The organism is Klebsiella sp. HMSC16C06, assembly GCF_001808325.1.
Classification (GTDB): Bacteria; Pseudomonadota; Gammaproteobacteria; order Enterobacterales; family Enterobacteriaceae; genus Klebsiella; species Klebsiella variicola.
In genome coordinates this window covers 552,034-576,127 of record NZ_KV793012.1, presented here as the reverse complement: position 1 = coordinate 576,127, position 24,094 = coordinate 552,034, and the positions used below count along the sequence as shown (strand labels likewise).

The 24,094-nt window shown below is 56.9% G+C and carries 25 protein-coding genes; 5 read left to right on the top strand and 20 right to left on the bottom strand.

Features of this window, described 5'->3' with window-relative positions:
• The first annotated feature begins 179 nt into the window (after positions 1-179).
• Entirely contained in the window at positions 180-1,745 is a 1,566-nt protein-coding gene (gene ahpF, locus HMPREF3142_RS21600) for an alkyl hydroperoxide reductase subunit F (protein ID WP_008805622.1), read from the top strand.
• A gap of 72 nt (positions 1,746-1,817) precedes the next feature.
• Here ahpF and uspG read toward each other — a convergent pair whose 3' ends face one another.
• The 4 genes from uspG to dcuC all read right to left on the bottom strand — a co-directional run bounded on the left by uspG (position 1,818) and on the right by dcuC (position 5,287).
• Complete coding sequence (gene uspG / locus HMPREF3142_RS21595) at positions 1,818-2,246, bottom strand: universal stress protein UspG (protein ID WP_002894401.1); 429 nt, start codon at positions 2,244-2,246, stop codon at positions 1,818-1,820.
• A gap of 188 nt (positions 2,247-2,434) precedes the next feature.
• The gene (gene rnk, locus HMPREF3142_RS21590) at positions 2,435-2,845 is read right to left on the bottom strand and encodes a nucleoside diphosphate kinase regulator (RefSeq protein WP_008805623.1); all 411 of its coding nucleotides are present in this window, start codon (positions 2,843-2,845) and stop codon (positions 2,435-2,437) included.
• Positions 2,846-3,023: 178 nt separating this feature from the next.
• Entirely contained in the window at positions 3,024-3,821 is a 798-nt protein-coding gene (gene rna, locus HMPREF3142_RS21585) for a ribonuclease I (RefSeq protein WP_016160487.1), read from the bottom strand.
• A 92-nt stretch (positions 3,822-3,913) separates the two neighbouring features.
• Positions 3,914-5,287 (bottom strand): anaerobic C4-dicarboxylate transporter DcuC, encoded by a 1,374-nt coding sequence (dcuC, locus tag HMPREF3142_RS21580; protein WP_008805625.1) that lies wholly within the window; start codon positions 5,285-5,287, stop codon positions 3,914-3,916.
• Between the two features lie 332 nt (positions 5,288-5,619).
• On the opposite strand from dcuC, the gene pagP reads away from it, so the two are divergent.
• On the top strand, positions 5,620-6,144 hold the full coding sequence (pagP, locus tag HMPREF3142_RS21575) for a lipid IV(A) palmitoyltransferase PagP (protein ID WP_306034378.1): 525 nt from the start codon (positions 5,620-5,622) through the stop codon (positions 6,142-6,144).
• Positions 6,145-6,338: 194 nt separating this feature from the next.
• Entirely contained in the window at positions 6,339-6,548 is a 210-nt protein-coding gene (cspE, locus tag HMPREF3142_RS21570) for a transcription antiterminator/RNA stability regulator CspE (RefSeq protein ID WP_012542460.1), read from the top strand.
• 66 nt (positions 6,549-6,614) lie between these two features.
• On the opposite strand, the gene crcB is transcribed toward cspE, so the two are convergent.
• Positions 6,615-6,998, bottom strand: coding sequence for a fluoride efflux transporter CrcB (gene crcB, locus HMPREF3142_RS21565; RefSeq protein WP_008805628.1), 384 nt, complete (start codon positions 6,996-6,998; stop codon positions 6,615-6,617).
• A gap of 89 nt (positions 6,999-7,087) precedes the next feature.
• Here crcB and HMPREF3142_RS21560 point away from each other — a divergent pair, with 89 nt between their 5' ends.
• Together HMPREF3142_RS21560 and tatE are read left to right on the top strand one after the other, a co-directional pair.
• Positions 7,088-7,876, top strand: coding sequence for a deaminated glutathione amidase (locus tag HMPREF3142_RS21560; RefSeq protein WP_060876151.1), 789 nt, complete (start codon positions 7,088-7,090; stop codon positions 7,874-7,876).
• Between the two features lie 244 nt (positions 7,877-8,120).
• The gene (gene tatE, locus HMPREF3142_RS21555; protein WP_008805630.1) at positions 8,121-8,327 is read left to right on the top strand and encodes a twin-arginine translocase subunit TatE; all 207 of its coding nucleotides are present in this window, start codon (positions 8,121-8,123) and stop codon (positions 8,325-8,327) included.
• Positions 8,328-8,518: 191 nt separating this feature from the next.
• Here tatE and lipA read toward each other — a convergent pair whose 3' ends face one another.
• From lipA to leuS, 15 genes are all read right to left on the bottom strand, one after another.
• A complete protein-coding gene (gene lipA, locus HMPREF3142_RS21550) occupies positions 8,519-9,484 on the bottom strand; it encodes a lipoyl synthase (RefSeq protein ID WP_002894467.1) in 966 nt (321 codons plus the stop codon).
• Between the two features lie 180 nt (positions 9,485-9,664).
• Positions 9,665-10,624: a YbeF family transcriptional regulator gene (locus tag HMPREF3142_RS21545; protein ID WP_012968702.1), complete on the bottom strand. Its 960-nt coding sequence runs from the start codon at positions 10,622-10,624 to the stop codon at positions 9,665-9,667.
• 129 nt (positions 10,625-10,753) lie between these two features.
• Entirely contained in the window at positions 10,754-11,398 is a 645-nt protein-coding gene (lipB, locus tag HMPREF3142_RS21540) for a lipoyl(octanoyl) transferase LipB (RefSeq protein ID WP_012542459.1), read from the bottom strand.
• 104 nt (positions 11,399-11,502) lie between these two features.
• Positions 11,503-11,766, bottom strand: coding sequence for a DUF493 family protein YbeD (gene ybeD / locus HMPREF3142_RS21535; protein WP_002894474.1), 264 nt, complete (start codon positions 11,764-11,766; stop codon positions 11,503-11,505).
• A 112-nt stretch (positions 11,767-11,878) separates the two neighbouring features.
• A complete protein-coding gene (dacA, locus tag HMPREF3142_RS21530; RefSeq protein WP_008805633.1) occupies positions 11,879-13,078 on the bottom strand; it encodes a D-alanyl-D-alanine carboxypeptidase DacA in 1,200 nt (399 codons plus the stop codon).
• Positions 13,079-13,217: 139 nt separating this feature from the next.
• Complete coding sequence (rlpA, locus tag HMPREF3142_RS21525) at positions 13,218-14,375, bottom strand: endolytic peptidoglycan transglycosylase RlpA (RefSeq protein ID WP_008805634.1); 1,158 nt, start codon at positions 14,373-14,375, stop codon at positions 13,218-13,220.
• A gap of 11 nt (positions 14,376-14,386) precedes the next feature.
• Positions 14,387-15,499, bottom strand: coding sequence for a peptidoglycan glycosyltransferase MrdB (mrdB, locus tag HMPREF3142_RS21520; RefSeq protein WP_008805635.1), 1,113 nt, complete (start codon positions 15,497-15,499; stop codon positions 14,387-14,389).
• Positions 15,499-17,400, bottom strand: coding sequence for a peptidoglycan DD-transpeptidase MrdA (gene mrdA / locus HMPREF3142_RS21515; RefSeq protein ID WP_008805636.1), 1,902 nt, complete (start codon positions 17,398-17,400; stop codon positions 15,499-15,501). The genes mrdB and mrdA overlap by 1 nt, the downstream gene beginning before the upstream one ends.
• 27 nt (positions 17,401-17,427) lie before the next feature.
• On the bottom strand, positions 17,428-17,895 hold the full coding sequence (rlmH, locus tag HMPREF3142_RS21510; protein WP_002894620.1) for a 23S rRNA (pseudouridine(1915)-N(3))-methyltransferase RlmH: 468 nt from the start codon (positions 17,893-17,895) through the stop codon (positions 17,428-17,430).
• 3 nt (positions 17,896-17,898) lie between these two features.
• Positions 17,899-18,216, bottom strand: coding sequence for a ribosome silencing factor (gene rsfS / locus HMPREF3142_RS21505; RefSeq protein WP_002894623.1), 318 nt, complete (start codon positions 18,214-18,216; stop codon positions 17,899-17,901).
• A 222-nt stretch (positions 18,217-18,438) separates the two neighbouring features.
• Positions 18,439-19,068, bottom strand: coding sequence for an adenosylcobalamin/alpha-ribazole phosphatase (locus tag HMPREF3142_RS21500; protein ID WP_016160489.1), 630 nt, complete (start codon positions 19,066-19,068; stop codon positions 18,439-18,441).
• A 72-nt stretch (positions 19,069-19,140) separates the two neighbouring features.
• Entirely contained in the window at positions 19,141-19,791 is a 651-nt protein-coding gene (gene nadD, locus HMPREF3142_RS21495; RefSeq protein ID WP_008805638.1) for a nicotinate-nucleotide adenylyltransferase, read from the bottom strand.
• Entirely contained in the window at positions 19,784-20,815 is a 1,032-nt protein-coding gene (gene holA / locus HMPREF3142_RS21490) for a DNA polymerase III subunit delta (RefSeq protein WP_032691138.1), read from the bottom strand. The genes nadD and holA overlap by 8 nt, the downstream gene beginning before the upstream one ends.
• Positions 20,815-21,405: an LPS assembly lipoprotein LptE gene (lptE, locus tag HMPREF3142_RS21485; RefSeq protein ID WP_008805640.1), complete on the bottom strand. Its 591-nt coding sequence runs from the start codon at positions 21,403-21,405 to the stop codon at positions 20,815-20,817. The genes holA and lptE overlap by 1 nt, the downstream gene beginning before the upstream one ends.
• A 14-nt stretch (positions 21,406-21,419) precedes the next feature.
• Entirely contained in the window at positions 21,420-24,002 is a 2,583-nt protein-coding gene (gene leuS, locus HMPREF3142_RS21480) for a leucine--tRNA ligase (RefSeq protein ID WP_012542455.1), read from the bottom strand.
• Positions 24,003-24,094: the final 92 nt, after the last annotated feature.

Here is a 24,094-nt window from a genome sequence, read left to right as displayed (position 1 = left end):
TGCCCGGCGGCGCTACGCTTGCACGGGCCTACAAGATTGTAGGCCGGGTAAACGGCGTGCCACCCGGCAATCAATGGGCGCTTTCGCGCCCATTTTATTCCAACACCATGATGCAAGCGCATTCAGGCCGCCTGGACGAGGCCGCTTGCATGATGATGTTTTAAGCCCAGGAGATAACAATGCTCGACACCAACATGAAAACCCAGCTCAAGGCCTACCTTGAGAAGCTGACCAAGCCTGTTGAGCTGATTGCCACGCTGGATGACAGCGCTAAATCGGCAGAAATCAAGGAACTGTTGGCTGAAATCGCTGAACTGTCAGACAAAGTCACCTTTAAAGAAGACAACACGCTCGCGGTACGTAAGCCATCATTCCTGATTACTAACCCAGGTTCCGACCAGGGCCCACGCTTTGCAGGCTCTCCGCTGGGCCACGAGTTTACCTCGCTGGTGCTGGCGCTGCTGTGGACCGGCGGTCATCCGTCGAAAGAGGCCCAGTCGCTGCTGGAGCAGATCCGCGATATTGATGGCGATTTCGAGTTCGAGACTTATTATTCACTCTCCTGTCATAACTGCCCGGATGTGGTGCAGGCCCTGAACCTGATGTCGGTGCTCAACCCGCGCATCAAGCACACGGCGATTGACGGTGGGACCTTCCAGAATGAAATTACCGATCGCAACGTCATGGGCGTTCCTGCGGTGTATCTGAATGGTCAGGAGTTTGGTCAGGGGCGAATGACGCTGACGGAAATTGTCGCCAAAGTGGATACCGGTGCGGAAAAACGCGCAGCGGAAGAGCTGAACCAACGTGATGCTTACGATGTGCTGATTGTCGGCTCCGGCCCGTCCGGTGCGGCCGCGGCGGTATATTCTGCGCGTAAAGGTATTCGTACCGGCCTGATGGGCGAGCGCTTCGGCGGTCAGGTGCTGGATACCGTGGATATCGAAAACTATATTTCGGTGCCGAAAACCGAAGGCCAGAAACTGGCCGGCGCGCTGAAAGCGCACGTCAGCGACTATAACGTCGATGTGATCGACTCCCAGAGCGCGACCAAACTGACGCCAGCGGCGACAGAGGGCGGCCTGCATCAGATTGAAACCGCCTCTGGCGCGGTGCTGAAGGCGCGTAGCGTCATCATTGCCACCGGGGCGAAATGGCGCAATATGAACGTACCGGGCGAAGATCAGTATCGCACCAAAGGCGTGACCTACTGCCCGCACTGCGACGGTCCGCTGTTTAAGGGCAAACGCGTAGCGGTAATTGGCGGCGGGAACTCCGGGGTAGAAGCCGCTATCGACCTGGCGGGCGTCGTAGAGCATGTGACCCTGCTGGAGTTTGCTCCAGAGATGAAAGCCGACCAGGTGTTGCAGGATAAAGTCCGCAGCCTGAAGAATGTCGACATCATTCTTAATGCGCAGACCACGGAAGTGAAAGGCGATGGCAGCAAAGTCACCGGCCTGCAATATCGTGACCGGGTGAGCGGTGATGAGCATCATGTCGCGCTGGCGGGGATCTTCGTCCAGATTGGCCTGCTGCCTAACACCACCTGGCTGGAAGGCGCCGTTGAGCGCAACCGCATGGGTGAGATCATCATCGATGCGAAGTGCGAAACCAATGTCAAAGGCGTATTCGCCGCTGGCGACTGCACCACCGTGCCGTACAAGCAGATTATTATCGCGGCAGGGGAAGGGGCAAAAGCGTCGCTGAGCGCCTTCGACTACCTGATCCGCACGAAAACCGCATAACAAGTCAGACAATAGACCTGCATAACAAAGAGGCTACCCTGGGGTAGCCTCTTTTTTTCTATTTCGTCATATTTACCTGACGACCATCACCGGGATATGGGCATGGCGGATCACGCTTGAGGCATTGGATCCGAGCAGGTGGGTACTGATGGACGGGTTGCGCGAGCCAATCACCACGACATCGGCGTTAATTTCGCTGGCCAGCTCGTTGACCATATCGCGCACGCTGCCGAAACGGACATGCAGCTTGATACGTGAGGGGTCAATGCTGAAATGGCTGACCATCGTCTGCAGACGAGTTTCCGCCTCATGCTGCAGGTGTTCTTCAAACCGCCGCAGATCGGCGGTAAAGCGGCTCATGGTGAAGCTCGCAGAGCCGGGTAATACGTGGAGCAGATGGATCACCCCGTCCTGCTGGGCCAGAAACTCCGCATGCCGGACGGCTTTATCGCTCAGCGCCATCTCAAAGACATCAACGGGCATAATGATAGTCTTATACATATGCAATCCTCCTTGTTCATTTGCGTCTATATCAACATATTATATGCGGATATAGTGTCATTCAGGTCGCAAAACTGTCAGTCAGGCAGGTGCAAAGCGTAAAAAAAGGTTAGCGGGGGAAGAAACAGCAGAAAGAGGATGTATGGACATCCTCTGAATAAAGCGCGAAACGCCTCAGGCAGCAGGGATTAGCGGTGGAATTCGCCAGCGGCTTCCGGCTGGTACAAGAGCTCCAGCACTTCCAGGTGTGTCGATGCACCGCCCGGCAGCTCCCAGTGAATGGTGCTGCCGACTTTCAGACCCAGCAGCGCGGCGCCCACCGGCGCGAGGACGGAGAGCTGGCTGGCGCTGTCAGTCACCTGAGACGGAAACACCAGCGTCCGCACGCGCTCTTCGCCGCTGGTTAAATCGCGGAATTTTACCTTACTGTTCATGGTGACGACGTCATGCGGCATCGCTTCCGGCGCCAGCATTTGCGCGCGGTCGAGCTCGTCATTCAGGGCATCGGCAACCGGTAAGTTGGCGAAAGCCGGCTGCTCCAGCAGCCTGTCGATACGTTCGGCATCCAGTTCGTTAATGATGATTGCGGGTCTGGTCATTGCATACTCCATGTTATCCAGGAACCTGTCCGTAAAAGAAAACCCTCGCCGAAAAGGGCAAGGGTTAAGGTCCTACCATCATACTGAGAGTTGCCGGTAGTTTGAAGTGATGAAACGCACATTCAGCGTGCAACGCCCCCCGGCGGGCGGCGTTTTCTGCTCAGCATGTCGCTTTGCGCTACTGACCGACCTTGTCCAGGATAAACTGGGTTCCACAGTTGCCCGGATGGGGTTGCGGCAGAAAGGCGGACGTGGTCAGCGGGGCGTTGATGGTGGCGGCGTTGAGGGAGATTTGCATCTCGGTCAGATAGGCCGGATTACCGTTACAGGTTAATTTAAACGCCTTCACGCTTTGCGGACCCCAGGCGCGGGCCACCGCGGCATCGAAGTCGGCGCGGCTGACGGTTTGACCATAATGCTTCGCGAGGAAATCGCCTACCGGGCTATGCTTAATTTCCCCATTCAGGCGCACCATGGTGCCAAAATAGCTATCGGGATCAAAGCCGAAGCAGACGCCATGTTTGGCGTATTCGTAGCGCTCCAGGCAGGAGGTGCCGCCCGAACCCGGCATCACGTTATTGAGCTTATTGGCCATCTCCAGCGACAGCCCGGTTTCCGCCGCCTGGCATTTGCGGTTCGCTTTCACTTCCGGCATGTTGGGCACCGGGCGCGTGGCGCAGCCGTAGCGCATCCAGCGTCGTTCATCCACCCCGCGCGCGGCAATCGACTTTGGCAGCCCGGGCCACAGGCCGTGCACGGTCAGAAAGTCGGCTTTGTTCGCGGTGTCCTGCTGCAGGCGACACTCTTCCGGTTCGCTACGGTTGCGGTCAAGCATGCTCTGACAGAATCCGGTTTGCCAGGAGAGGGCAAGAACGTAGCGGTCAAAATCAGCGTATCGCGTCGCGGTGAGCGGTTCAGCGCCGGCCTGAGTGGCGGTGAGCACAAGGGCAAGCGCGGCGAAATCCTTCCTGAACATGTTTATTCCTGATTGTGGATGGCAAAAGATAACGGGGAGTTATTAAAGCATAAAAAAGGCGCCCGCTGGCGCCTTTTCGCGTGGTTAGACCATTAGTGGACTGCGCTGCCGGGCACCAGAATCTCAGTGGCGATAATCACCACCAGCAGGCCAACCATCACCGGCACGGAGGTACGTTTGACCACTTCGAACGGCGAAATTTTTGCCATCCCGGCAACGGCGACCACCACCCCGGAGACCGGCGATATCGTGCGGCCGAGGTTAGAGGCCTGCAGCATCGGAATCGACAGATAAGCCGGATTGATGCCGGAAGAGTGCGCCAGCTTGGGGATCATCTCAACGAAGGCGTAGAACGGGGCATTACCGGAACCGGTGGTCATTGCCGCCAGCATGGTCAGGATCACCAGCACCAGCATCAGAATAATACTGGCCGAGCCGAAGGAGGTGGCGATGGAGATCAGCCCATTGATAAAGCCGATGGTGCTTAGCCCCTGGGCGAAGACGCCGGCGGCGACCAGCAGCATCACTACGCCGGCGAAGGCGTCAGCCATCCCGCGGTAGGCGACTTCAAGCCCGCTGAAGACGTTTTTGGTGTTAAACCCGCGCAGGAACTCAAGGATCGCCGCCAGCAGCATGCAGCCGACGAGGATGGTGATAATGTGCAGTTCCGGTCCCCATTTACCATCAAAGATCAGCACGCCGATGATCGGGGTAAACGGCAGAATGGCGTACAGCGCCGGGGCGGTGGTGGTGATGTCGTTGACATCCAGCATTTCGTGGGAAATGTTCTCTTTTTTATCCAGGTAACGCTGCCAGAAGAAATGGGCGATTGCCATGCAGATAATGGCCGCGATGGAGATGGGCAGCGTGGTCTTGAAGGCAAAGTCGATCAGCGGCATTTCTGCGGCTTTAGCCGCCAGTACAACATCGCCAGAGGTAGGCGAGAGGATAATGGCCGCCGGTGAAGCGCAGATGGCTGCCGCCGCCCCGCGACTGATACCGACGTTCACCATCACCGGGAACAGCGTCGCCATCAGCAGCACGCCAAGGCCGGTCGCAGAGGAGACCGCCAGCGACATCAGGCAGGCGACAAAGTAGGCGGCAATCATCAGCAGATAGGGCGAATTAATATAGCGCAGCGGCTTTGATGCTAATTTCACCACCATATCATTGGCGCCAATATGGGTCATGTAGGTGGCGAAGCCGCACAGCATCATAATCATCATACCCAGATCGCCACCGCGGCTCATGAGTAGAATCTTAATGTATTCAATAATATCGGTGGCAGAATAACCGGTGCTGTCGGTATTGCCCGGCAAGACTTTATGCCCCAGCAGGGCGCTGACGATCAATAAGATTAAGCCCCCGACGAACAGCACCCCGGTGGCCGAGTAGCCCTTAATGATATAGCGGGCGACGCCCACAATGACCACAATCCCGATCAGGATCTCAACAAACGTCAGCATTTATTACCCCTAAGCCCAAAGAATATGTAGATAAAAAGCGTCATGCCAAATTTTAATGTGCGAATGTGCCGAAAAAACGGACAAAACTCGCTGATGCAAATCAATAAAGCGATAAGAACTACGCGTCACCCGTCTCGCCTGGATATAATCACCAGATGGATAGTTAAAAGGTTCTGATGGTCACCGGGCAAAAATCAGGAGTTTGCCTTATTTCGTTCAACCTGTATTGAGACTATCTTTGCTATTTTAGGCGGCTTTTAAATGAAAGTGGTAATGGAAAAGTGTTGATGTTACGTCGTTTTTCTCTGTTTTCTCTTGGTTTTTTTGGATGGTTGTTGGTATCCGTAAACGCCAGCGCGTCGTTTTCATCGACCCTCAGCGAAGGTTACCAGACCTTAAGTAATAACGTCGCGCAGACCTGGAATGAGCCGGAGCACTATGACTTGTACGTTCCAGCCATTACCTGGCACGCGCGGTTTGCCTATGATAAGGAAAAGACGGATAAGTATAACGAACGCCCCTGGGGCGCGGGTTTTGGCGTCTCGCGCTGGGATGAGAAGGGAAACTGGCACGGTCTGTACCTGATGGCGTTTAAAGATTCTTTCAATAAATGGGAGCCTATCGGCGGCTACGGCTGGGAGAAAACCTGGCGCCCGCTGACCGACCAGAATTTCCACCTTGGACTCGGCTATACCCTTGGCGTGACGGCGCGCGATAACTGGGACTACATCCCCATTCCGGTGATCTTACCATTGGCGTCAATAGGTTACGGTCCGGCGACTTTCCAGATGACCTATATTCCCGGCACCTACAATAACGGTAACGTTTACTTCGCCTGGGCTCGTATACAGTTTTAATTCGCTAAGTCTTAGCAATAAATGAGATAAGCGGTGTGTCTTGTGGAAAAACAAGGACTAAAGCGTTACCCACTAAAAAAGATAGCGACTTTTATCACTTTTTAGCAAAGTTGCACTGGACAAAAGGTACCACAATTGGTGTACTGATACTCGACACAGCATTAGTGTCGATTTTTCATATAAAGGTAATTTTGATGTCTAAGATTAAAGGTAACGTTAAGTGGTTTAATGAGTCCAAAGGATTCGGTTTCATTACTCCGGAAGATGGCAGCAAAGATGTATTCGTACACTTCTCTGCAATCCAGTCCAACGGTTTCAAAACTCTGGCTGAAGGTCAGCGTGTAGAGTTCGAAATCACTAACGGTGCCAAAGGCCCTTCTGCTGCAAACGTAATGGCTATCTAACCAACACGTCAGTAGAATATAAAAACCCGCTTAACGCGGGTTTTTTTTTGCCTGTTTTTCAGATTGTTAACGGCTGGCGGCCTGCGAGAAAAGCCAGAAGGCGACGGCCGTCATGGCAAACGAACCCAGCAAATTCACCATCACGTTGAGGAGTGCCCAGCTCACCCGCCCCTGCTGCAGGAGAAAGACCACTTCCGCCGAGAAGGTGGAGAAGGTGGTCAACCCGCCGCAGAACCCGGTGGTGATCAGGAGCTTCCACATCGGGTCAATATCCGTCAGACGGTTAAACCACGCCAGCCCGGCACCAATCACAAAGGCGCCTACCAGGTTGGCCGTCAATGTCCCAATCGGGATAGCATGATGCACAGGGTTGAGCTTCATGCCGAGCCACCAGCGCAATACGCTGCCGGTGCCACCGCCAATAAAAACGGCGCAAAGAAGTTGAAACACGGTTGTTTCCTGCTATTTGATATAAGAGAACCTCAAGTGTAGCGCGCGACGGGCGCGATTGGCTATTCATAACCTGACCGGAGAAAAACATGCGGGTAGCGGCAGGACAATTTGCCGTCACGCCAGTATGGCGGACGAATGCGCAGACCTGTGTGACGATGATGCAACAGGCTGCGCGTGAAGGGGCGGCGCTGCTGGTGCTGCCAGAGGCGTTACTGGCGCGAGATGACAACGACCCGGATATGTCAGTGAAATCGGCTCAGCCGCTGGATGGGGCGTTTTTGCAGCAGCTGCTGGCTGAGAGCGGGCGTAACCGTTTGACCACGGTCCTGACGCTGCATGTGCCGTCGGCAGAAGGCCGTGCGACCAATACGCTGGTGGTCTTGCGGGATGGCGAAGTAATAGCCCATTATCACAAACTGCATTTATACGACGCCTTCGCAATGCAGGAGTCGCGGCGGGTGGATCCTGGCCAGCAGATCCCGCCGGTAATTGAAGTGGCGGGGTTACGCGTTGGCCTGATGACCTGCTACGATCTTCGCTTTCCGGAACTGGCCCTATCGCTGGCGCTGAACGGAGCTGAGCTGCTGGTACTGCCCACCGCATGGGTGAGAGGGCCACAGAAAGAGCACCACTGGGCGACGCTGTTGGCGGCGCGCGCGCTCGATACGACCTGCTATATCGTGGCGGCAGGCGAATGCGGGACGCGGAATATTGGTCAGAGCCGCATTGTAGACCCGCTGGGAACGACGCTGGCGGGGGCCGGGAGCGAACCGCAGCTGATCTTTGCCGATGTCTCCGCAGAGCACCTTGCGCGGGTTCGCGAGCGTTTGCCGGTACTGCAGAACCGACGATTTGCGCCACCGCAATTATTGTGATGTTTTTTTAAACAGGGCTTGATTCACCTTGTTACAGATTGCTATTGTGTCCGCGCGTCAAATACCCGTATTGTTTATCCTAATAATTCGCTGTGCACGTCAGGACGGACACCCCTGCGCTAACTCCTTCAGGGGGAAGGCTCTGGGCCGAATCACGCAGCCCACGCACAGGTGGATTACAATATGACGGATAAATGCGTGTATGATGGCGTATTCGCAGCTTGTATAGAGAAGAAGGTTAGCTATGGGTGAGATTAGTATTACCAAACTGCTGGTAGTCGCAGCACTGATTATCTTAGTGTTTGGTACCAAGAAATTACGTACGCTGGGCGGCGACCTGGGTTCGGCTATCAAGGGCTTTAAAAAGGCCATGAACGAGGATGACGATAGCGCGAAGAAAGCCACCGTGGAAGAAGAAGCGCCGGCGCAGAAGATCTCTCATAAAGAGTAATTGATCCGATGCGTCCCCCCGGAGGGATGCTGGCGGAACGGCGAAGAGGCCGCGACGAATATCGTTGCGGCCTTTGTCGTTTTTGGCGATGCCGCGCAGAAAAGATGCAACGAACTGTTACGAAAACGCGAAGCAGAGGAAGCAGAGAGGGGCCGCTGCGGCGAAAAGGCGCGCAGCGGCAGAAGCGGCAATTACTTCACTTCCATTCCTTTAGCCTGCAGGTCGGCATGATAGGAAGAGCGAACGAAGGGACCGCAGGCGGCGTGGGTGAAGCCCATCGCCATCGCTTCCGCTTTCATCTCTTCGAACTCTTCCGGGCTGACGTAGCGCTGTACTGGCAGGTGGTGACGGCTCGGCTGCAGATACTGGCCTAACGTCAGCATGGTGACGCCATGGCGACGCAGGTCGCGCATGACTTCGATGATCTCGTCATTGGTTTCGCCCAGACCGACCATCAGGCCAGATTTCGTCGGGATCTCCGGATGCGCTTCTTTAAAACGCTCCAGCAGCTTCAGCGACCAGTTGTAATCCGCGCCCGGACGCACCTGACGATAGAGACGAGGTACGTTTTCGAGGTTATGGTTAAAGACATCCGGCGGGGTTACCGTCAGAATATCAAGCGCGCGATCCATGCGGCCGCGGAAATCCGGAACCAGCGTTTCGATCTTAATCGACGGGTTTTTCTCGCGAATGGCGCTGATGCAGTCGGCAAAATGCTGTGCGCCGCCATCACGCAGGTCGTCACGGTCCACTGAAGTGACCACGACGTAGCGCAGACCCATATCAGCGATGGTTTGCGCCAGCTTCTGTGGTTCGTTCGCATCTGGTGCAACCGGGCGCCCGTGCGCGACATCGCAGAACGGGCAGCGACGGGTACAGATCGCGCCGAGGATCATAAAGGTCGCGGTACCGTGGTTGAAGCATTCTGCAAGGTTCGGGCAGGAGGCTTCTTCACACACGGAGTGCAGGCCGTTCTTACGCATCGCTGCTTTGATACCCTGGATACGGGACGAATCTGCCGGAAGTTTGATTTTCATCCATTCCGGTTTTCTGAGCAGAGCTTCACGCTCAGTTGCCACGTTTTTCACCGGGATAAGGGCCATTTTATCGGCGTCGCGGTACTTAACACCGCGTTCCATCACAATGGGTTTACTCATAGCGTGCGTGTTCCAGTTGCGAGTCACGAAGGAAAGCGAATTAATTCAATGAAATGTTGCAATTATCAACTATTTTTGAATCAAGAGCAGGCAGTATACCATTGAAAAGGGTCAGAAAGCAGCCTGCCTGCCTCGCAAATTGTAAAATAGTTGTTGTTTTATCCTTTTCCTTTCCGTGCGCTACGCCTTAAACGCCTGGATTACCGTCTCGATAATTTCTTTCAGCAATGGCTCCTTCCCGCTTTGCTTATTGTAGTGCAGCGCAACATTAATTTTTTCGTCCTGCAGGGAGTGAAAATCCAGGGTTTGCAGTGGCCAGAGCCGGGATACCATGGCGAACAGGCGCTCGGTGGTCAGCCCCAGCATGTCGCTCTCGGCGATCATGGCTGCCTGGGTCAGCAGGTTAAAGGTGCTGAATCCGCAGCGTCGTTCGCCCATCTCTTCCTGCAGGCGGCGGTGAAGGGTGGGGTAGCGCTGGCCTTCCGGAAGCAGCAGCGCAAATTCATACTGAGCGAGATGGGCTTCATCCTGTGGGCCGTGCAGCGCAGGGTGCTCAGCACGGCAGTACATCCGTACCCGATCCTGGTACAGCACATGATGGCTTATCGCCTGGCCGCTGTGCAGATGAGTGTCAATTAACAGATCCACCTGGCGCTGGTCGAGCTGCCGCGCGGCGTCGGTGATGGCGATGTTGTGCAACAGGATCTGCGGAAAGGCCGGTTTTAGCGCACTGGCCACGATGGGTATCAGTAGCGCCCCCATGCCTGGCGTGGTGGCGATAGTGATCACCCGCTGCTGGTGGGGGCTACCGGCGATATCCAGCGCACTGAGGAAAGCCTCCATACCCCGGCTGATGTACTGATGAAGATGGGTAGCATACGCGGTGGGCATCACACCTTGCCCCTTGCGGATAAACAGCGGGTCAGGAAAAAGCGCCCGCAGTTTGTTAATCGACTGGCTAATAGCCGATGGCGTGATATTCAGTATCTTAGCGGCGTTGACGATGCCTTTATGGACGTAAACGGCTTCGAAGATGGTTAACAGGTTGAGGTCAATATTGCGCAGGATGCGAAACATCTGGCGGTCATAACGTTCATCCTGTCGTTCAGGGGATTCTGACGGAGACGTATTCTCTGGCACGCGATGAGTCCGGTTGGGAATGATAGGGCAAGTATAGCGGCCCACCGCCTCCCGTACGTGACAATTGATTGCAAAAATAATGTGTTAATCGTTTAGCGCCCCGCCGCCTGCGGGGCGCTGATCTACCGTTTACTGCTGGGGGAGATATTCGTGCGGGGGATGGTTCAGCAGCGCCAGCAGATTGGCAACCAGCCGCGGGGCGACCGTCTCTGGAGTCACCTCTGGCTGCCACTGGCGCATTTGCGTCATCTCCATGCCGGCATAGCCGCAGGGATTGATGCGCAGAAATGGCGCGAGATCCATCGCGATATTGAGCGCCAGACCGTGGAAAGAGCACCCTTTGCGGATCCGCAGTCCCAGTGAGCAGATTTTGCGATCGCCGACGTAGACCCCTGGGGCATCGGCGCGGGGATGCGATTCGATGCCATACTCGGCCAGGGTATTAACGACCGTTTGCTCCAGCAGCGTCACCAGCTCGCGCACACCCAGCTTGCGGCGTTTAAGGTTCAACAGAACATACATTACCTGCTGTCCTGGACCGTGATAGGTCACCTGGCCGCCGCGATCGCTCTGGATCACCGGAATATCGCCGGGCACCAGCACGTGTTCCGCTTTGCCTGCCTGGCCCTGAGTGAAGACCGGGTGATGTTCCACCAGCCAGATCTCGTCGAGGGTGTCTTCATCGCGGGCGTCGGTGAATTCATGCATCGCCTGCGAGATGGGTTCGTATGGTTGCAGGCCAAGCTGCCGGATAAGAATTTTATTGTGCTGCAAAACAACATCTCCGCCGGGAAGAGAGGACTCAGGGCGGGGAGTATATCACAGCAGGGCGGAAGGGGATGAAAGGACCCGGCACGGCGGCCGGGTCGGGGAAAAGGTTACAGCACCATCCGTACGATATCGATATTGCCTAACTCTTCGTACAGCGTTTCCACCTGCTCAATGTGGGTGGCGTTGATGGTGATGGAGACCGAGTGGTAGTTACCTTTGCTGCTCGGTTTTACTGACGGCGAGTAATCACCAGGCGCATGGCGCTGTACCACTTCCACCACCTGATCAACCAGCTCCGGCAACGCCTGTCCCATTACTTTGTAAGTAAAGGGGGTAGGGAATTCCAGCAGTTCGTTAAGTTTGGTTTTCATGTCAGCTCCGGTGTTACGACAAAATAATAACTCCCACCAAGGGCGGGAGTTATCAGGTTACTTGGATAAATAGTATATGGGGATGGAAATCACACTTTCAAGTGTTCGATTTTTAACCAAACCAGTGGTGGAACATTAACTTAATGTAATCAATAATTTTGCCAAAGAAATTCCCTTCCGGGATTTCCTGCAGCACCACGAGCGGGCGCTGATCGATAGTTTTACCATCCAACTGGAAGTTGATGGTGCCGACCACCTGGTTTTTCTGCAGCGGGGCGTGCAGTTCAGTGTTATTCAGCACATAGCTGGCTTTCAGATCTTTCATCCGGCCACGCGGGATGGTCAGGTAGACATCTTTATCCACCCCCAGCGAGGCGCGATCGCTGTCACCGAACCAGGCCGGTTCGGAAGCAAACTCTTTGCCGGCTTTGATCGGGTTGACGGTTTCAAAGAAGCGGAAGCCCCAGGTCAGCAGTTTTTTGCTTTCCGACTCACGACCTTTGAAAGTACGTCCGCCCATCACCGCCGAGATAAGACGCATCTGGCCTTCGGTGGCAGAGGCGACGAGGTTGTAGCCCGCTTTGTCGGTATGACCCGTTTTGATGCCGTCGACGTTCAGGCTGTTATCCCACAGCAGGCCGTTACGGTTCAGCTGGCGGATGCCGTTGAAAGTGAACTCTTTCTCACGATAGATAGAGTACTCGTTCGGCACATCGCGGATCAGCGCCTGGCCAATCAGCGCCATGTCGCGCGCGGAACTGTACTGTCCGTCAGCATCGAGGCCGTGAACGGTCTGGAAATGGGTGTTTTTCAGGCCCAGGGCGTTAACATAGTTGTTCATCAGGCTGACGAAGGCGTCCTGGCTACCGGCAACATAGTCGGCCATGGCCACGCAGGCATCGTTACCCGACTGCAGGTTGATACCCCGGATCAGCTGCGAAACCGGAACCTGCATCCCCGGCTTGAGGAACATCAGAGAAGAGCCTTTGAAAACCGGGTTGCCGGTGGCCCAGGCATCGTTGCCGACAGTGACCAGATCGGACTCTTTGAATTTACCCGCTTTCATCGCCTGACCGATGACATAGCTGGTCATCATTTTGGTCAGACTGGCCGGGTCGCGACGGGAGTCGGCGTTATTTTCCGCCAGCACTTTGCCGGAGTTGTAATCAATAAGCACCCAGGATTCGGCGTCAATCTGCGGGGCGCCTGGGATCATCGTTTTGATATTCAGGTCATCGGCGCGGGCAGCGGAGGAGAGCGCTGCAACGGAGAGCGCCGTGATGAGTAAACGAGCGGTGAAAGAGGTCTTCATGGTCAGAACAACGGCATCCGTGATGGAGTTAAAAAAAGTGCCTTACTATAGCAAATGCTCTGCGGGCCAGCATCCGACATTGCGCATGAGTTTGTTAATGACTTTTACATGCGCAAGGTGAACGGGCTGCCCGCGGCGTTTAGTTGGCGCGAGTAATAAAGGACTGCAGCTGCGCTTCGCTTTGCAGGCGCTGCTGAACGGCGCTGGCCTGCGCCTTATCAGCAAACGGGCCCAGCTGAATACGCCATACCGCGCCGTTTTGCGTGACCCGGCCTGGCACCGAGAACTGCTGGCTCAGGCGCTGCTGATACTGCTGCGCCCGCGCCTGGTCGCTCACTGCGCCAACCTGGACGACAAAATTACCGCTGGCGCTGGAGGTGGCGGTAGAGGAGGCGGCAACGGCGCTGGCGGTCGCGGCAGTGGCCGCTGTCGCCGCTACGCTACCCTGGATGGAGCCTGGCGCGGTGACGGGAGCCGTTTGCGTCGCGACGGCAGCAGCAGGGGCCGCAGTGGCGGCGGTCGTGGCTGCCGGCTCGCTACTCTCCAGCACGCCGCTGTTCAGCGGCGTCGGGGCGCCGAGGAAACCGCCGCTGTTCACCGGCGCGCCGACGCTGTCTTCCGGCTTCAGCGTGCTGTTGCTGATCGGGCGAACGTCGGCAGGCGCAGGCTGGTTCATACCTGTGGCGTCACCGCCGTCCAGATTCGGTCGGGCGGGCAGGGCGTACGTCTGTTTGGCGACGGTGGTGCAGGCCATTCCCGGACCGGAAAGCGAACCGTCAGGCGCAACGATGATGGGGTCGATACGCACCTTGGTGTTGTTCGAGGTGTTCAGACGGTCAGCAGACGCACGGGAGAGCGAGATAACGCGATCGTTACCATACGGGCCGCGATCGTTAATCCGCACGACGATCATGCGGCCGTTAGCGAGGTTGGTGATCCGCGCATAGCTCGGGATTGGCAGCGTGGGGTGCGCCGCGGTCAACTGGGTCGGATCGAAGGTTTCGCCGCTGGCGGTCAGGTTACTGTTAGGTTCCGCGTCATAGATCGCCGCAAAACCAGCCTGCGTAAAGTTGGCCGGATCCTGAACGATTTTATAGCTTTTACCGTCGCGCTCATAATCCTGATTCGCCGTGGCGTTCGGCGTTTCATACTGCGGATCGGCGCCGCTGATCTCAACCGTCGGGCCATTACAGACGGCCGGCTGTGGAGTACTGACCGTTTTTTGTTGCACGTCATCACTCGAACATGCCGCCAGCAGCCCCGCTGCTATGCAGATCCCCAGCCATTGCTTACGCATTGCAAACCCCTTTAAACGCTTTTCGACAACATTTTTCTGTGGGTATGGATCGACATCACGATACCAAACCCGGCCATCAATACGATCAGGGCGGAGCCCCCGTAGCTCACCAGCGGCAACGGTACGCCCACCACCGGTAAAATACCACTCACCATACCAATATTTACGAAGACATAAACGAATAAAATCAACATTAAACCACCGGCCATGACCCGGCCAAAGGTGGTTTGCGCCTGGGCGGCAATCCACAGCCCGCGCATGATCAGCAAAATATAGAGCGCCAGCAGGATCAGCACACCAATCAGCCCCAGCTCTTCGGCCAACACGGCGAAGATAAAGTCGGTGTGGCGTTCCGGCAGGAACTCCAGCTGCGACTGCGTGCCGTGCAGCCAGCCTTTGCCGCGCAGACCGCCGGAACCAATGGCAATTTTAGACTGAATAATGTGATAGCCGGCGCCCAGCGGGTCGGTTTCCGGATCGAGGAGCATCATCACGCGCTGGCGCTGATAGTCATGCATCAGGAAGAACCACAGGATCGGAATAAAGGCGGCGACCAGCACCACGGCGATCCCGATAAGACGCCAGCTTAGACCGGAAAGGAACAGCACAAACAGCCCGGAGAGAGCGATCAGAATCGAGGTGCCGAGGTCGGGCTGCGCTGCCACCAGCAGGGTCGGCAGGAAGATCAGCACCAGCGCAATCGCGGTGTTCTTCAGCGACGGCGGACAGACGTCGCGGTTAATAAAGCGCGCGACCATCAGCGGCACGGCGATTTTCGCTATCTCCGACGGCTGAAAGCGGACGATACCGAGATCCAGCCAGCGCTGCGCCCCTTTGGAGATAGCGCCGAAAGCATCAACGGCCACCAGCAGAATAATACAGAAAATATAAAGATAGGGCGCCCAGCCTTCATAGACCCGCGGTGGGATCTGCGCCATGACGATCATGATCACCACGCCCATGGCGATCTGGCCGATTTTACGTTCCATCATGCCGACGTCCTGACCGCTGGCGCTCCAGATAACCAGCGCGCTGTAGGTCAGTAGCGCCAGCAGGATCAGCAGCATGGTGGGGTCAAGATGGATTTTATCCCACAGCGATTTTTTGTTCGGATTGTCCGTCATTATTGATCCTCCCCTGCGGTGACCGCCGGGTTTTCGCTTGGCAGCGTGGTGTTGTTATCGCCCAGCATAATGTGATCAAGGATTTGTCGCATAATGGTGCCGACCGCCGGGCCGGCGCCGCCGTTTTCCAGGATCATCGCCACGGCAACCTGAGGGTTGTTATAAGGCGCAAACGCCGTCATCAGTTTATGGTCGCGCAGACGTTCAGAGATGCGGTGCGCGTTATAGGTTTCGTTGGCCTTCAGGCCGAACACCTGGGCGGTACCGGACTTGGCCGCGATCTTATACGGCGCGCTGGCGAAATATTTGTGCGCGGTGCCGTTGCCGCGGTTGGCCACGCCGAACATGCCGTCTTTGGCGATTTCCCAGTAGCCGGAATGGATGTCGCCCACCGGCGGCTCATGCGGCTGAACCCACGGAACGGGCTTGCCGTCTTCCACGGTGCTTTGCAGCAGGTGCGGCACTTTCACCACCCCGTCGTTAATCAGGATCATCAGCGCCTTGTTCATCTGGATGGGGGTGGCAGTCCAGTACCCCTGACCGATGCCCACCGGAATGGTGTCCCCCTGGTACCAGGGTTTCTTGAAGCGCTTGAGCTTCCATTCGCGGGTTGGCATGTTGCCCGAGCGCTCTTCAGAAAGGTCGATACCGGTGTAGTGGCCGTAGCCAAACTTGCTCATCCACTCAGAGAGGCGATCGATGCCCATGTCATAGGCGACCTGATAGAAATAGGTATCCGCAGACTCCTCCAGCGCTTTGGTGACGTTCAGGTGGCCGTGGCCCCATTTTTTCCAGTCACGATAGCGTTTATCGGAGCCAGGCAGCTGCCACCAGCCTGGGTCGAACAGGCTGGTATTGCGGGTGATCACCCCGGCGCTCAGCGCCGAGACGGCGACGTACGGTTTTACCGTTGACGCCGGCGGGTAGACCCCCTGCGTCGCGCGGTTGACCAGCGGCGTGTTCGGATCGTTGAGCAGGCCGGAGTAATCTTTACTGGAGATGCCGTCGACGAACAGGTTCGGGTCATAGCTTGGCGTAGATACCAGCGCCAGAACGGCGCCGGTACGCGGATCGGTGACCACCACGGCGGCACGGCTACCGGCCAGCAGGGTTTCGATATACTGCTGCAGCTTGAGATCGAGAGTGAGGTAGATATCGCGTCCGGCCTGCGGCGGCACCTCTTTCAGTTGTCGAATGACGCGGCCGCGGTTGTTCACTTCAACCTCTTCGTAGCCGGTCTGACCGTGCAGGACATCCTCATAATAACGCTCAATACCCAGCTTACCGATGTCGTGGGTCGAGGCGTAGTTAGCCAGCTTGCCTTCTTTGTCGAGGCGGTCGACGTCTTTATCGTTAATTTTTGAGACGTAGCCAATGACGTGCGTCAGCGCCGAGTTATAGGGATAATAACGACGCTTGTAGCCTTTGACTTCCACGCCGGGAAAGCGGTACTGGTTGACGGCAAAGCGGGCAACCTGCACTTCACTGAGGTTGACCTTTACCGGAATCGAGGTAAAGCGATGGGAGCGTGCGCGCTCCTTTTTGAAGCCGGCGATATCATCGTCGGTTAAATCGACGACGTCACGCAGCGCATCCAGCGTCTGCTGCACGTTATCGACTTTCTCCGGCATCATCTCCAGCTGATAAATGGTGCGGTTAAGCGCCAGCGGGGTGCCGTTGCGATCGTAAATAATGCCGCGGCTCGGCGGGATCGGTACCAGCTTGATGCGGTTTTCGTTCGAACGCGTCTGATAGTCATTGAAGCGAACGATTTGCACATTGTACAGGTTGGCGACCAGAACGCCGGTAAGCAGCAAAATCCCCAAAAAAGCGACCAGCGCCCGGCGCACGAACAGCGAGGATTCAGCCGTATAGTCGCGGAAAGAATTCTGTAATTTCATTCGCTGCTTAGTCTACCCTGATCATCATTACTCACGGTGGTACGGGTGGTTGGTGGTAATGCTCCACGCCCGATACAGACTCTCGGCCACCAGTACGCGCACCAGCGGGTGAGGTAAGGTGAGGGTGGAGAGCGACCAACTCTGTTCCGCCGCTGCTTTACAGGCTGGAGAGAGGCCTTCCGGGCCGCCTACCAGCAAACTGACGTCGCGCCCGTCCTGTTTCCAGCGTTCCAGTTCGCGCGCCAGCTGCGGCGTATCCCATGGTTTTCCCGGAATATCCAGGGTCACGATACGGTTCTTACCGGCAGCGGCCAACATCATCTCACCCTCTTTTTCGAGGATGCGCTTGATATCGGCGTTCTTGCCGCGTTTACCGGCGGGGATCTCCACCAGTTCAAACGGCATATCTTTGGGAAAACGGCGCAGATACTCGCTAAAGCCGGTCTGTACCCAGTCCGGCATTTTGGTGCCAACGGCCACCAGCTGCAACTTCACGCATTAACTCCAGAGTTTTTCCAGCTCGTACAGACGACGGCTCTCTTCCTGCATGACGTGAACCATCACGTCGCCGAGGTCGACGACGATCCAGTCGGCGGCGGCTTCCCCTTCAACGCCCAGCGGCAGCATGCCGGCGGCGCGGGATTCCTGAACCACGTGGTCAGCGATGGACATCACGTGACGGGTAGAGGTGCCGGTGCAGATAATCATGCAATCGGTGATGCTGGATTTGCCATGTACATCAATGGCGACGATGTCCTGACCTTTCAGGTCATCAATTTTGTCGATAACAAAATCCTGGAGTGCTTTACCCTGCAAGTGTTCCCCCTGGGTGCATGAAGATTGATAATGATAAAGAGCCTGACAGTATACCTGAACTGATGAAAAAGTCGGGTGAAATGTCTGTCGGCAGGCGTTCGTGGCGGGGTATCATCCCATCCCTCGCCGCGGATTGCATCGCCATTTTTGTAAAACAATTTCTGCAAACATGCTGTGGCGGATGCTGCCCGGCAGCGGAGAATAGCAGCCTGCTCTGGCCTGTCAATGGTCTGGCGGGAATTCTTCTTGCGGCTGCCAGACGGCCTGGCTATTTAATACGCGCAGGGTGGTGAAATCGTCGCGCATATCGAGGAGGCTCCAGGCGCCATGGGCAATCGGGAAATGCCACATCGCCGCCGCGGGCATCTGCAACAGCAGGGCCGTCAGCAGGCTCAGGACGCCCTGATGGCCGACAATCAGCAGGTGGTCAAGATGGCGGTAGTCGGCCAGCGTTGTGGTGAATTCGCTGACGCGGCGGGCAAAATTCTGAAAGCTTTCGCCGTTGGTGGGGGCCACGTGCTGCCAGTCAGCACACCACGCGGCATAGTTTTCCGCATCCTCTCGCTGAAGGTCGCGATGATGACGCATCTCCCAGTCGCCGAAAAACATTTCATTGAGCGTGGCATGGCACTCACGCGGGATATGGCGATCGCCAAGCAGCAGATCGGCCGTTGTCCCGGTTCTCGCCAGCTCGCTACAGATGACTTTGTCGAAAGGTACTGCCCGCAGCCGTTCGCCGAGCGCTCGCGCCTGGGCGACGCCGCGCGGCGTCAGAGGAGTGGGGGCGTGGCCGCTGTATAACCCGGCAACGTTGGCTTCGGTTTCGCCGTGGCGAACTAACCATAATTTCATGATGATGCTCAGACAGGCGGTGGAGACGTGGCGCTACGATAGCGCTTTTTTAGCGTCGGGCCCAGTCCGGGGTCAGCAATAGAGTCCCTGCTCGCGGATGTAGTCCAGCACGGTGGCCGGCAGCATCTCGGCGCAGGATTCCCCGCGCTCGAGGCGCTGGCGGATAATCGTCGCCGAGATATCGAACCACGGCGTCTCCGCCAGGTAGATGGCCCCGGCGGGGCGGTTATGCAGGCGCTCTACGTCGTGGGTTAAGTGACGGTCCAGCCACTGCTGATCCGCGTCGTGCGCCATGGTCAGCGGGTAACCCGGACGGCGGCAGACGATCAGATGAACGTTATCAAGGATGGTTTCATAGCGGTGCCAGGTGGGGAAGGTGAGCAACGAATCCTGGCCGATGATAAACGCCAGCGGTTTTTCTGACCCCTGCTCCTGCCGCCATGCCTGCAGCGTGTCTGCTGTCCAGGAGGGGGTGTCACGCTGCAACTCGCGTTCGTCGAGCGTGAACAGCGGTTTATCGGCAATCGCCAGCTTAAGCATATGCACGCGCTGGGCGCTGGTGGCTTCCGGCTGGGGACGGTGCGGCGGGACGTTGTTAGGCATGATGATGACCTTGCTCAGGCCAATCTGATTCGCCAGGATCTCGACCGGCTTGAGGTGACCATAATGCACCGGATCGAAGGTGCCGCCATAGATTGCCTGTAACTGAGTCATATCAACCATCAATAAAAACGTCCGCCAGGGCTTTGTGGCAGAGCAACAACGAAAGACTTTCCAGTTCGGGCCAGACGTCGTGCCCGTAATCCTGTTTAAAGGTCAGTTCCGCGCGGGTCAGGAGGGTCACCGCCTGGCGCAACTGTTCCCCGCTCAGTCGGGCGAGGGCATCGCTGAGCAGCTGACGGCGATTTTGCCAGACCCGATGTTTATCAAACAGCGAGCGCAGCGGCGTGTGCGTCGACTGGCGTTTGAGCGTGACCAGCAGCAGCAGCTCCCGCTGTAGCGTACGCAGCAGGATCGCCGGCTCGCAGCCTTCAAGGCGGAGCTGTTGCAGAACATGCAGCACGCGCTTGCTTTTGCCTGCCAGTAGCGCATCGACCCAATGGTAAGGGGTAAAGTGGGCGGCATCGTTTACCGCCTGCTCAACCCGGGGCAGGGTCAGCTTACCGTCCGGCCAGAGCAGCGCCAGACGCTCCAGCGCCTGCGCCAGCGCCAGCAGATTACCTTCGTAACAGTAGCACAGCAGCTGACTGGCCGCGTCGTCGAGCTGCAGCTGATGCTGTTTGGCCCGGGCGGCCAGCCAGCGCGGCAGCTGCGCGTATTCCGGCGTCTGGCAACTGACCTGGACGGCCCGCTGCGCCAGGGCGGTAAGCCACGCGGCATTCTCCTGGGCTTTGGTCAGCTTATTCCCGCGAACTATCAGCAGCAGGTCGTCGTGCAGCAGGCCGATCAGGGTCGCCAGCTGTTCGTTGATCGCCGCGTTAGGGCCGTTTTCCGGCAGGATTAGCAGCAGCGTTTGCCGGCTGGAGAACAGACTCAACGCCTGGCTTAACGCGAAAATCGCCTGCCAGTCGGTGCTGTTATCGATGGTGAAGGTGTGGTGCTCGGTAAAGCCCTGGGCGGCAGCGGCTTCGCGAATGGCGTCCTGGCTTTCCTGCAACAGCAGGGGATCGTTGCCAAGCAGCAGATAGGCCGCGCGCAGCCCTTCAGTGAGCTGCGCGCGGAGTTGTTCCGGGTACAACCGAATCATCATTGACCCAGAGTGGTGGATACGCGGTTACCCGAGGAAGCCGGTGCCGTGCTGCCGGCGACCGGTTTCTCTTCCTGCTGGGTTGCTTCAACATCTGCAACCTGCACGCTCGGCAGCTTACGAATCAGCTGTTCCGCCGCTTTGTCGTACATTTCCTGGATAATCATATCCTGCTCGGCGTCTTTCGCTAACGCCGCCTGCGGGTTATCGAAGAACGAACGATAGACCTTGGTGGTAATCGGATAGATATCGTGACCCGGGATCAGGACGCTGGCATGAACGGTCATGACCATCTGATATTCCGCGGTACGACCATCCTGGAACACCGAGGCGGTATCTTTCTGAATCGACGAACCATCGAGGCGCAGAGAAGGAACATCTTTACGCAGCGTGCTGGCGTCGATCAGGTCCACGCCATTAAGACGCAGCTGATTACGTACCGCGCGACTTAACGGTCCGTTCGGATCGCTCGACTGAAGAATCATGGTTTTCATGGTGGTGGGCACCTTCGTAGTGCTACGCAGATGCCAGCCACAGCCGGCGGTGACAAGCACCGCCAGGGATAACAACATTGTTACCAGATATCGCACGCTTCCTCCCGCGCTTAGCCAACGACCAGATTGAGCAGTTTACCCGGAACGTAAATCACTTTACGCACGGTTTTACCGTCGAGATATTTCGCGACCAGATGCTCCTGGCCGGCACGCTCGCGGACCTGCTCTTCAGTTGCATCTACCGCAACGGTAATTTTACCACGAACTTTGCCATTGACCTGGACGACGACGAGGGTGCTGTCTTCCACCATCGCGCTTTCATCCGCCACCGGCCACGGCGCGTTGTCGATATCGCCTTCGCCGTTCAGCTCGCGCCACAGGGTGAAGCTGGCGTGCGGGGTGAACGGGTTCAGCATACGCACCACCGCCAGCAGCGCTTCCTGCATCAGGGCACGATCCTGTTCGTCTTCCTGCGGCGCTTTCGCCAGCTTGTTCATCAGCTCCATGATCGCCGCGATGGCGGTGTTGAAGGTCTGACGACGGCCGATGTCATCGGTCACTTTGGCGATCGTTTTGTGAATATCGCGACGCAGCGCTTTCTGATCTTCACTCAGCGCCGCCACGTTCAATGCCGCAACGTCCCCTTTGGTGGTGTGCTCGTAGACCAGTTTCCAGACGCGTTTCAGGAAGCGGTTAGCCCCTTCAACGCCAGATTCCTGCCACTCGAGGGTCATATCCGCCGGGGACGCAAACATCATGAACAGACGCACGGTATCCGCGCCATAACGCTCAACCATCACCTGCGGGTCGATGCCGTTGTTTTTCGACTTGGACATCTTGCTCATGCCGGTGTACACCAGCTCATGGCCTGCCGCGTCTTTCGCTTTCACGATGCGGCCTTTTTCGTCGCGCTCAACGATGGCGTCAACCGGGGAAACCCAGTTACGTTCGCCGTTTTCGCCTACATAGTAGAAGGCGTCAGCCAGCACCATGCCCTGGCACAGCAGCTGCTTCGCCGGCTCATCGGAGTTGACCATGCCCGCGTCGCGCATCAGCTTGTGGAAGAAGCGGAAGTAGAGCAGGTGCATGATGGCGTGTTCGATACCGCCGATGTAGATATCTACCGGCAGCCAGTAGTTGGCCGCTTTCGAATCCAGCATCCCTTCCTGATACTGCGGGCAGGTGTAGCGCGCATAGTACCAGGAGGATTCCATAAAGGTGTCAAAGGTGTCGGTTTCACGCAGCGCCGGCTGACCGTTAACGGTGGTCTTCGCCCATTCAGGATCGGCTTTGATCGGGCTGGTGATGCCGTCCATGACCACATCTTCCGGCAGGATCACCGGCAGTTGATCTTCCGGGGTCGGCAGCACGGTGCCATCTTCCAGGGTCACCATCGGGATCGGCGCACCCCAGTAGCGTTGACGGGACACACCCCAGTCACGCAGACGGTAGTTAATTTTACGCTCGCCTACGCCCATGGCTGCCAGTTTGTCGGCAATGGCGTTGAAGCCGGCTTCATAATCGAGGCCGCTGAACTCGCCGGAGTTAAACAGGACGCCTTTCTCGGTCAGCGCCTGCGCGGAGAGATCCGGCTCGCTGCCGTCAGCGGCGAGGATAACCGGCTTGATGTTCAGACCGTACTTGCTGGCGAACTCATAGTCACGCTGGTCGTGACCCGGAACGGCCATGACCGCGCCGGTGCCGTATTCCATCAGCACGAAGTTTGCCGCCCAGACAGGAATTTCTTCGCCGGTCAGCGGGTGAATGGCTTTAAACCCGGTATCGACGCCTTTTTTCTCCATCGTCGCCATGTCGGCTTCGGCTACTTTGGTATTACGGCATTCGTCGATAAAGGCAGCCAGCGCCGGATTGTTCGCTGCAGCCTGCTGCGCCAGCGGGTGACCCGCCGCGACAGCCAGGTAGGTGCAGCCCATAAAGGTGTCCGGACGGGTGGTGTAGACGGTCAGCTTATCGGCGTAGTTGTTGACGTCAAAGGAGATTTCCACCCCTTCGGAACGGCCGATCCAGTTGCGCTGCATGGTCTTTACGGTGTCTGGCCAGTGATCCAGTTTATCCAGATCGTTCAGCAGTTCATCGGCGTAGGCGGTGATTTTAATAAACCACTGCGGGATCTCTTTACGCTCGACTTTGGTATCGCAGCGCCAGCAGCAGCCGTCGATAACCTGTTCGTTGGCCAGTACGGTCTGGTCGTTCGGGCACCAGTTCACCGCGGAGGTTTTCTTGTATACCAGCCCTTTTTTGTACAGCTCGGTGAAGAACTTCTGCTCCCAGCGGTAGTATTCCGGGGTGCAGGTCGCCAGCTCGCGGCTCCAGTCATAGCCAAAACCCAGCATTTTGAGCTGGTTTTTCATGTAGGCGATGTTGTCGTAGGTCCACGGTGCTGGCGCGGTGTTGTTTTTCACTGCCGCGCCTTCCGCCGGCAGACCAAACGCATCCCAGCCAATCGGCTGCAGGACGTTTTTGCCCAGCATACGCTGGTAGCGGGCAATCACGTCGCCGATGGTGTAGTTCCGCACGTGACCCATGTGTAGTCGACCAGAAGGATAAGGAAGCATCGACAGGCAGTAATACTTCTCTTTGCTCTCGTCTTCAGTTACTTCAAATGTACGATTTTCGTCCCAGTGAAGCTGGACTTTCGATTCTATCTCTTCCGGGCGGTATTGCTCTTGCATGGCAGCCAGTGGTCCTGTTTTCAATACAGCTACAAAATGTAGCCAATGGATGTGTTATTTCAGATCGGCATAGCATAGCCCAAACGCCCCCG

Bases quoted from the DNA above. Each gene is read 5' to 3' on its own strand.
- ahpF (WP_008805622.1), top strand. From the start codon at position 180: ATGCTCGACACCAACATGAAAACCCAGCTCAAGGCCTACCTTGAGAAG.
- uspG (WP_002894401.1), bottom strand. From the start codon at position 2,246: ATGTATAAGACTATCATTATGCCCGTTGATGTCTTTGAGATGGCGCTG.
- rnk (WP_008805623.1), bottom strand. From the start codon at position 2,845: ATGACCAGACCCGCAATCATCATTAACGAACTGGATGCCGAACGTATC.
- rna (WP_016160487.1), bottom strand. From the start codon at position 3,821: ATGTTCAGGAAGGATTTCGCCGCGCTTGCCCTTGTGCTCACCGCCACT.
- dcuC (WP_008805625.1), bottom strand. From the start codon at position 5,287: ATGCTGACGTTTGTTGAGATCCTGATCGGGATTGTGGTCATTGTGGGC.
- cspE (WP_012542460.1), top strand. From the start codon at position 6,339: ATGTCTAAGATTAAAGGTAACGTTAAGTGGTTTAATGAGTCCAAAGGA.
- HMPREF3142_RS21560 (WP_060876151.1), top strand. From the start codon at position 7,088: ATGCGGGTAGCGGCAGGACAATTTGCCGTCACGCCAGTATGGCGGACG.
- tatE (WP_008805630.1), top strand. From the start codon at position 8,121: ATGGGTGAGATTAGTATTACCAAACTGCTGGTAGTCGCAGCACTGATT.
- lipA (WP_002894467.1), bottom strand. From the start codon at position 9,484: ATGAGTAAACCCATTGTGATGGAACGCGGTGTTAAGTACCGCGACGCC.
- ybeD (WP_002894474.1), bottom strand. From the start codon at position 11,766: ATGAAAACCAAACTTAACGAACTGCTGGAATTCCCTACCCCCTTTACT.
- dacA (WP_008805633.1), bottom strand. From the start codon at position 13,078: ATGAAGACCTCTTTCACCGCTCGTTTACTCATCACGGCGCTCTCCGTT.
- rlpA (WP_008805634.1), bottom strand. From the start codon at position 14,375: ATGCGTAAGCAATGGCTGGGGATCTGCATAGCAGCGGGGCTGCTGGCG.
- mrdB (WP_008805635.1), bottom strand. From the start codon at position 15,499: ATGACGGACAATCCGAACAAAAAATCGCTGTGGGATAAAATCCATCTT.
- mrdA (WP_008805636.1), bottom strand. From the start codon at position 17,400: ATGAAATTACAGAATTCTTTCCGCGACTATACGGCTGAATCCTCGCTG.
- HMPREF3142_RS21500 (WP_016160489.1), bottom strand. From the start codon at position 19,068: ATGAAATTATGGTTAGTTCGCCACGGCGAAACCGAAGCCAACGTTGCC.
- nadD (WP_008805638.1), bottom strand. From the start codon at position 19,791: ATGGTTGATATGACTCAGTTACAGGCAATCTATGGCGGCACCTTCGAT.
- holA (WP_032691138.1), bottom strand. From the start codon at position 20,815: ATGATTCGGTTGTACCCGGAACAACTCCGCGCGCAGCTCACTGAAGGG.
- leuS (WP_012542455.1), bottom strand. From the start codon at position 24,002: ATGCAAGAGCAATACCGCCCGGAAGAGATAGAATCGAAAGTCCAGCTT.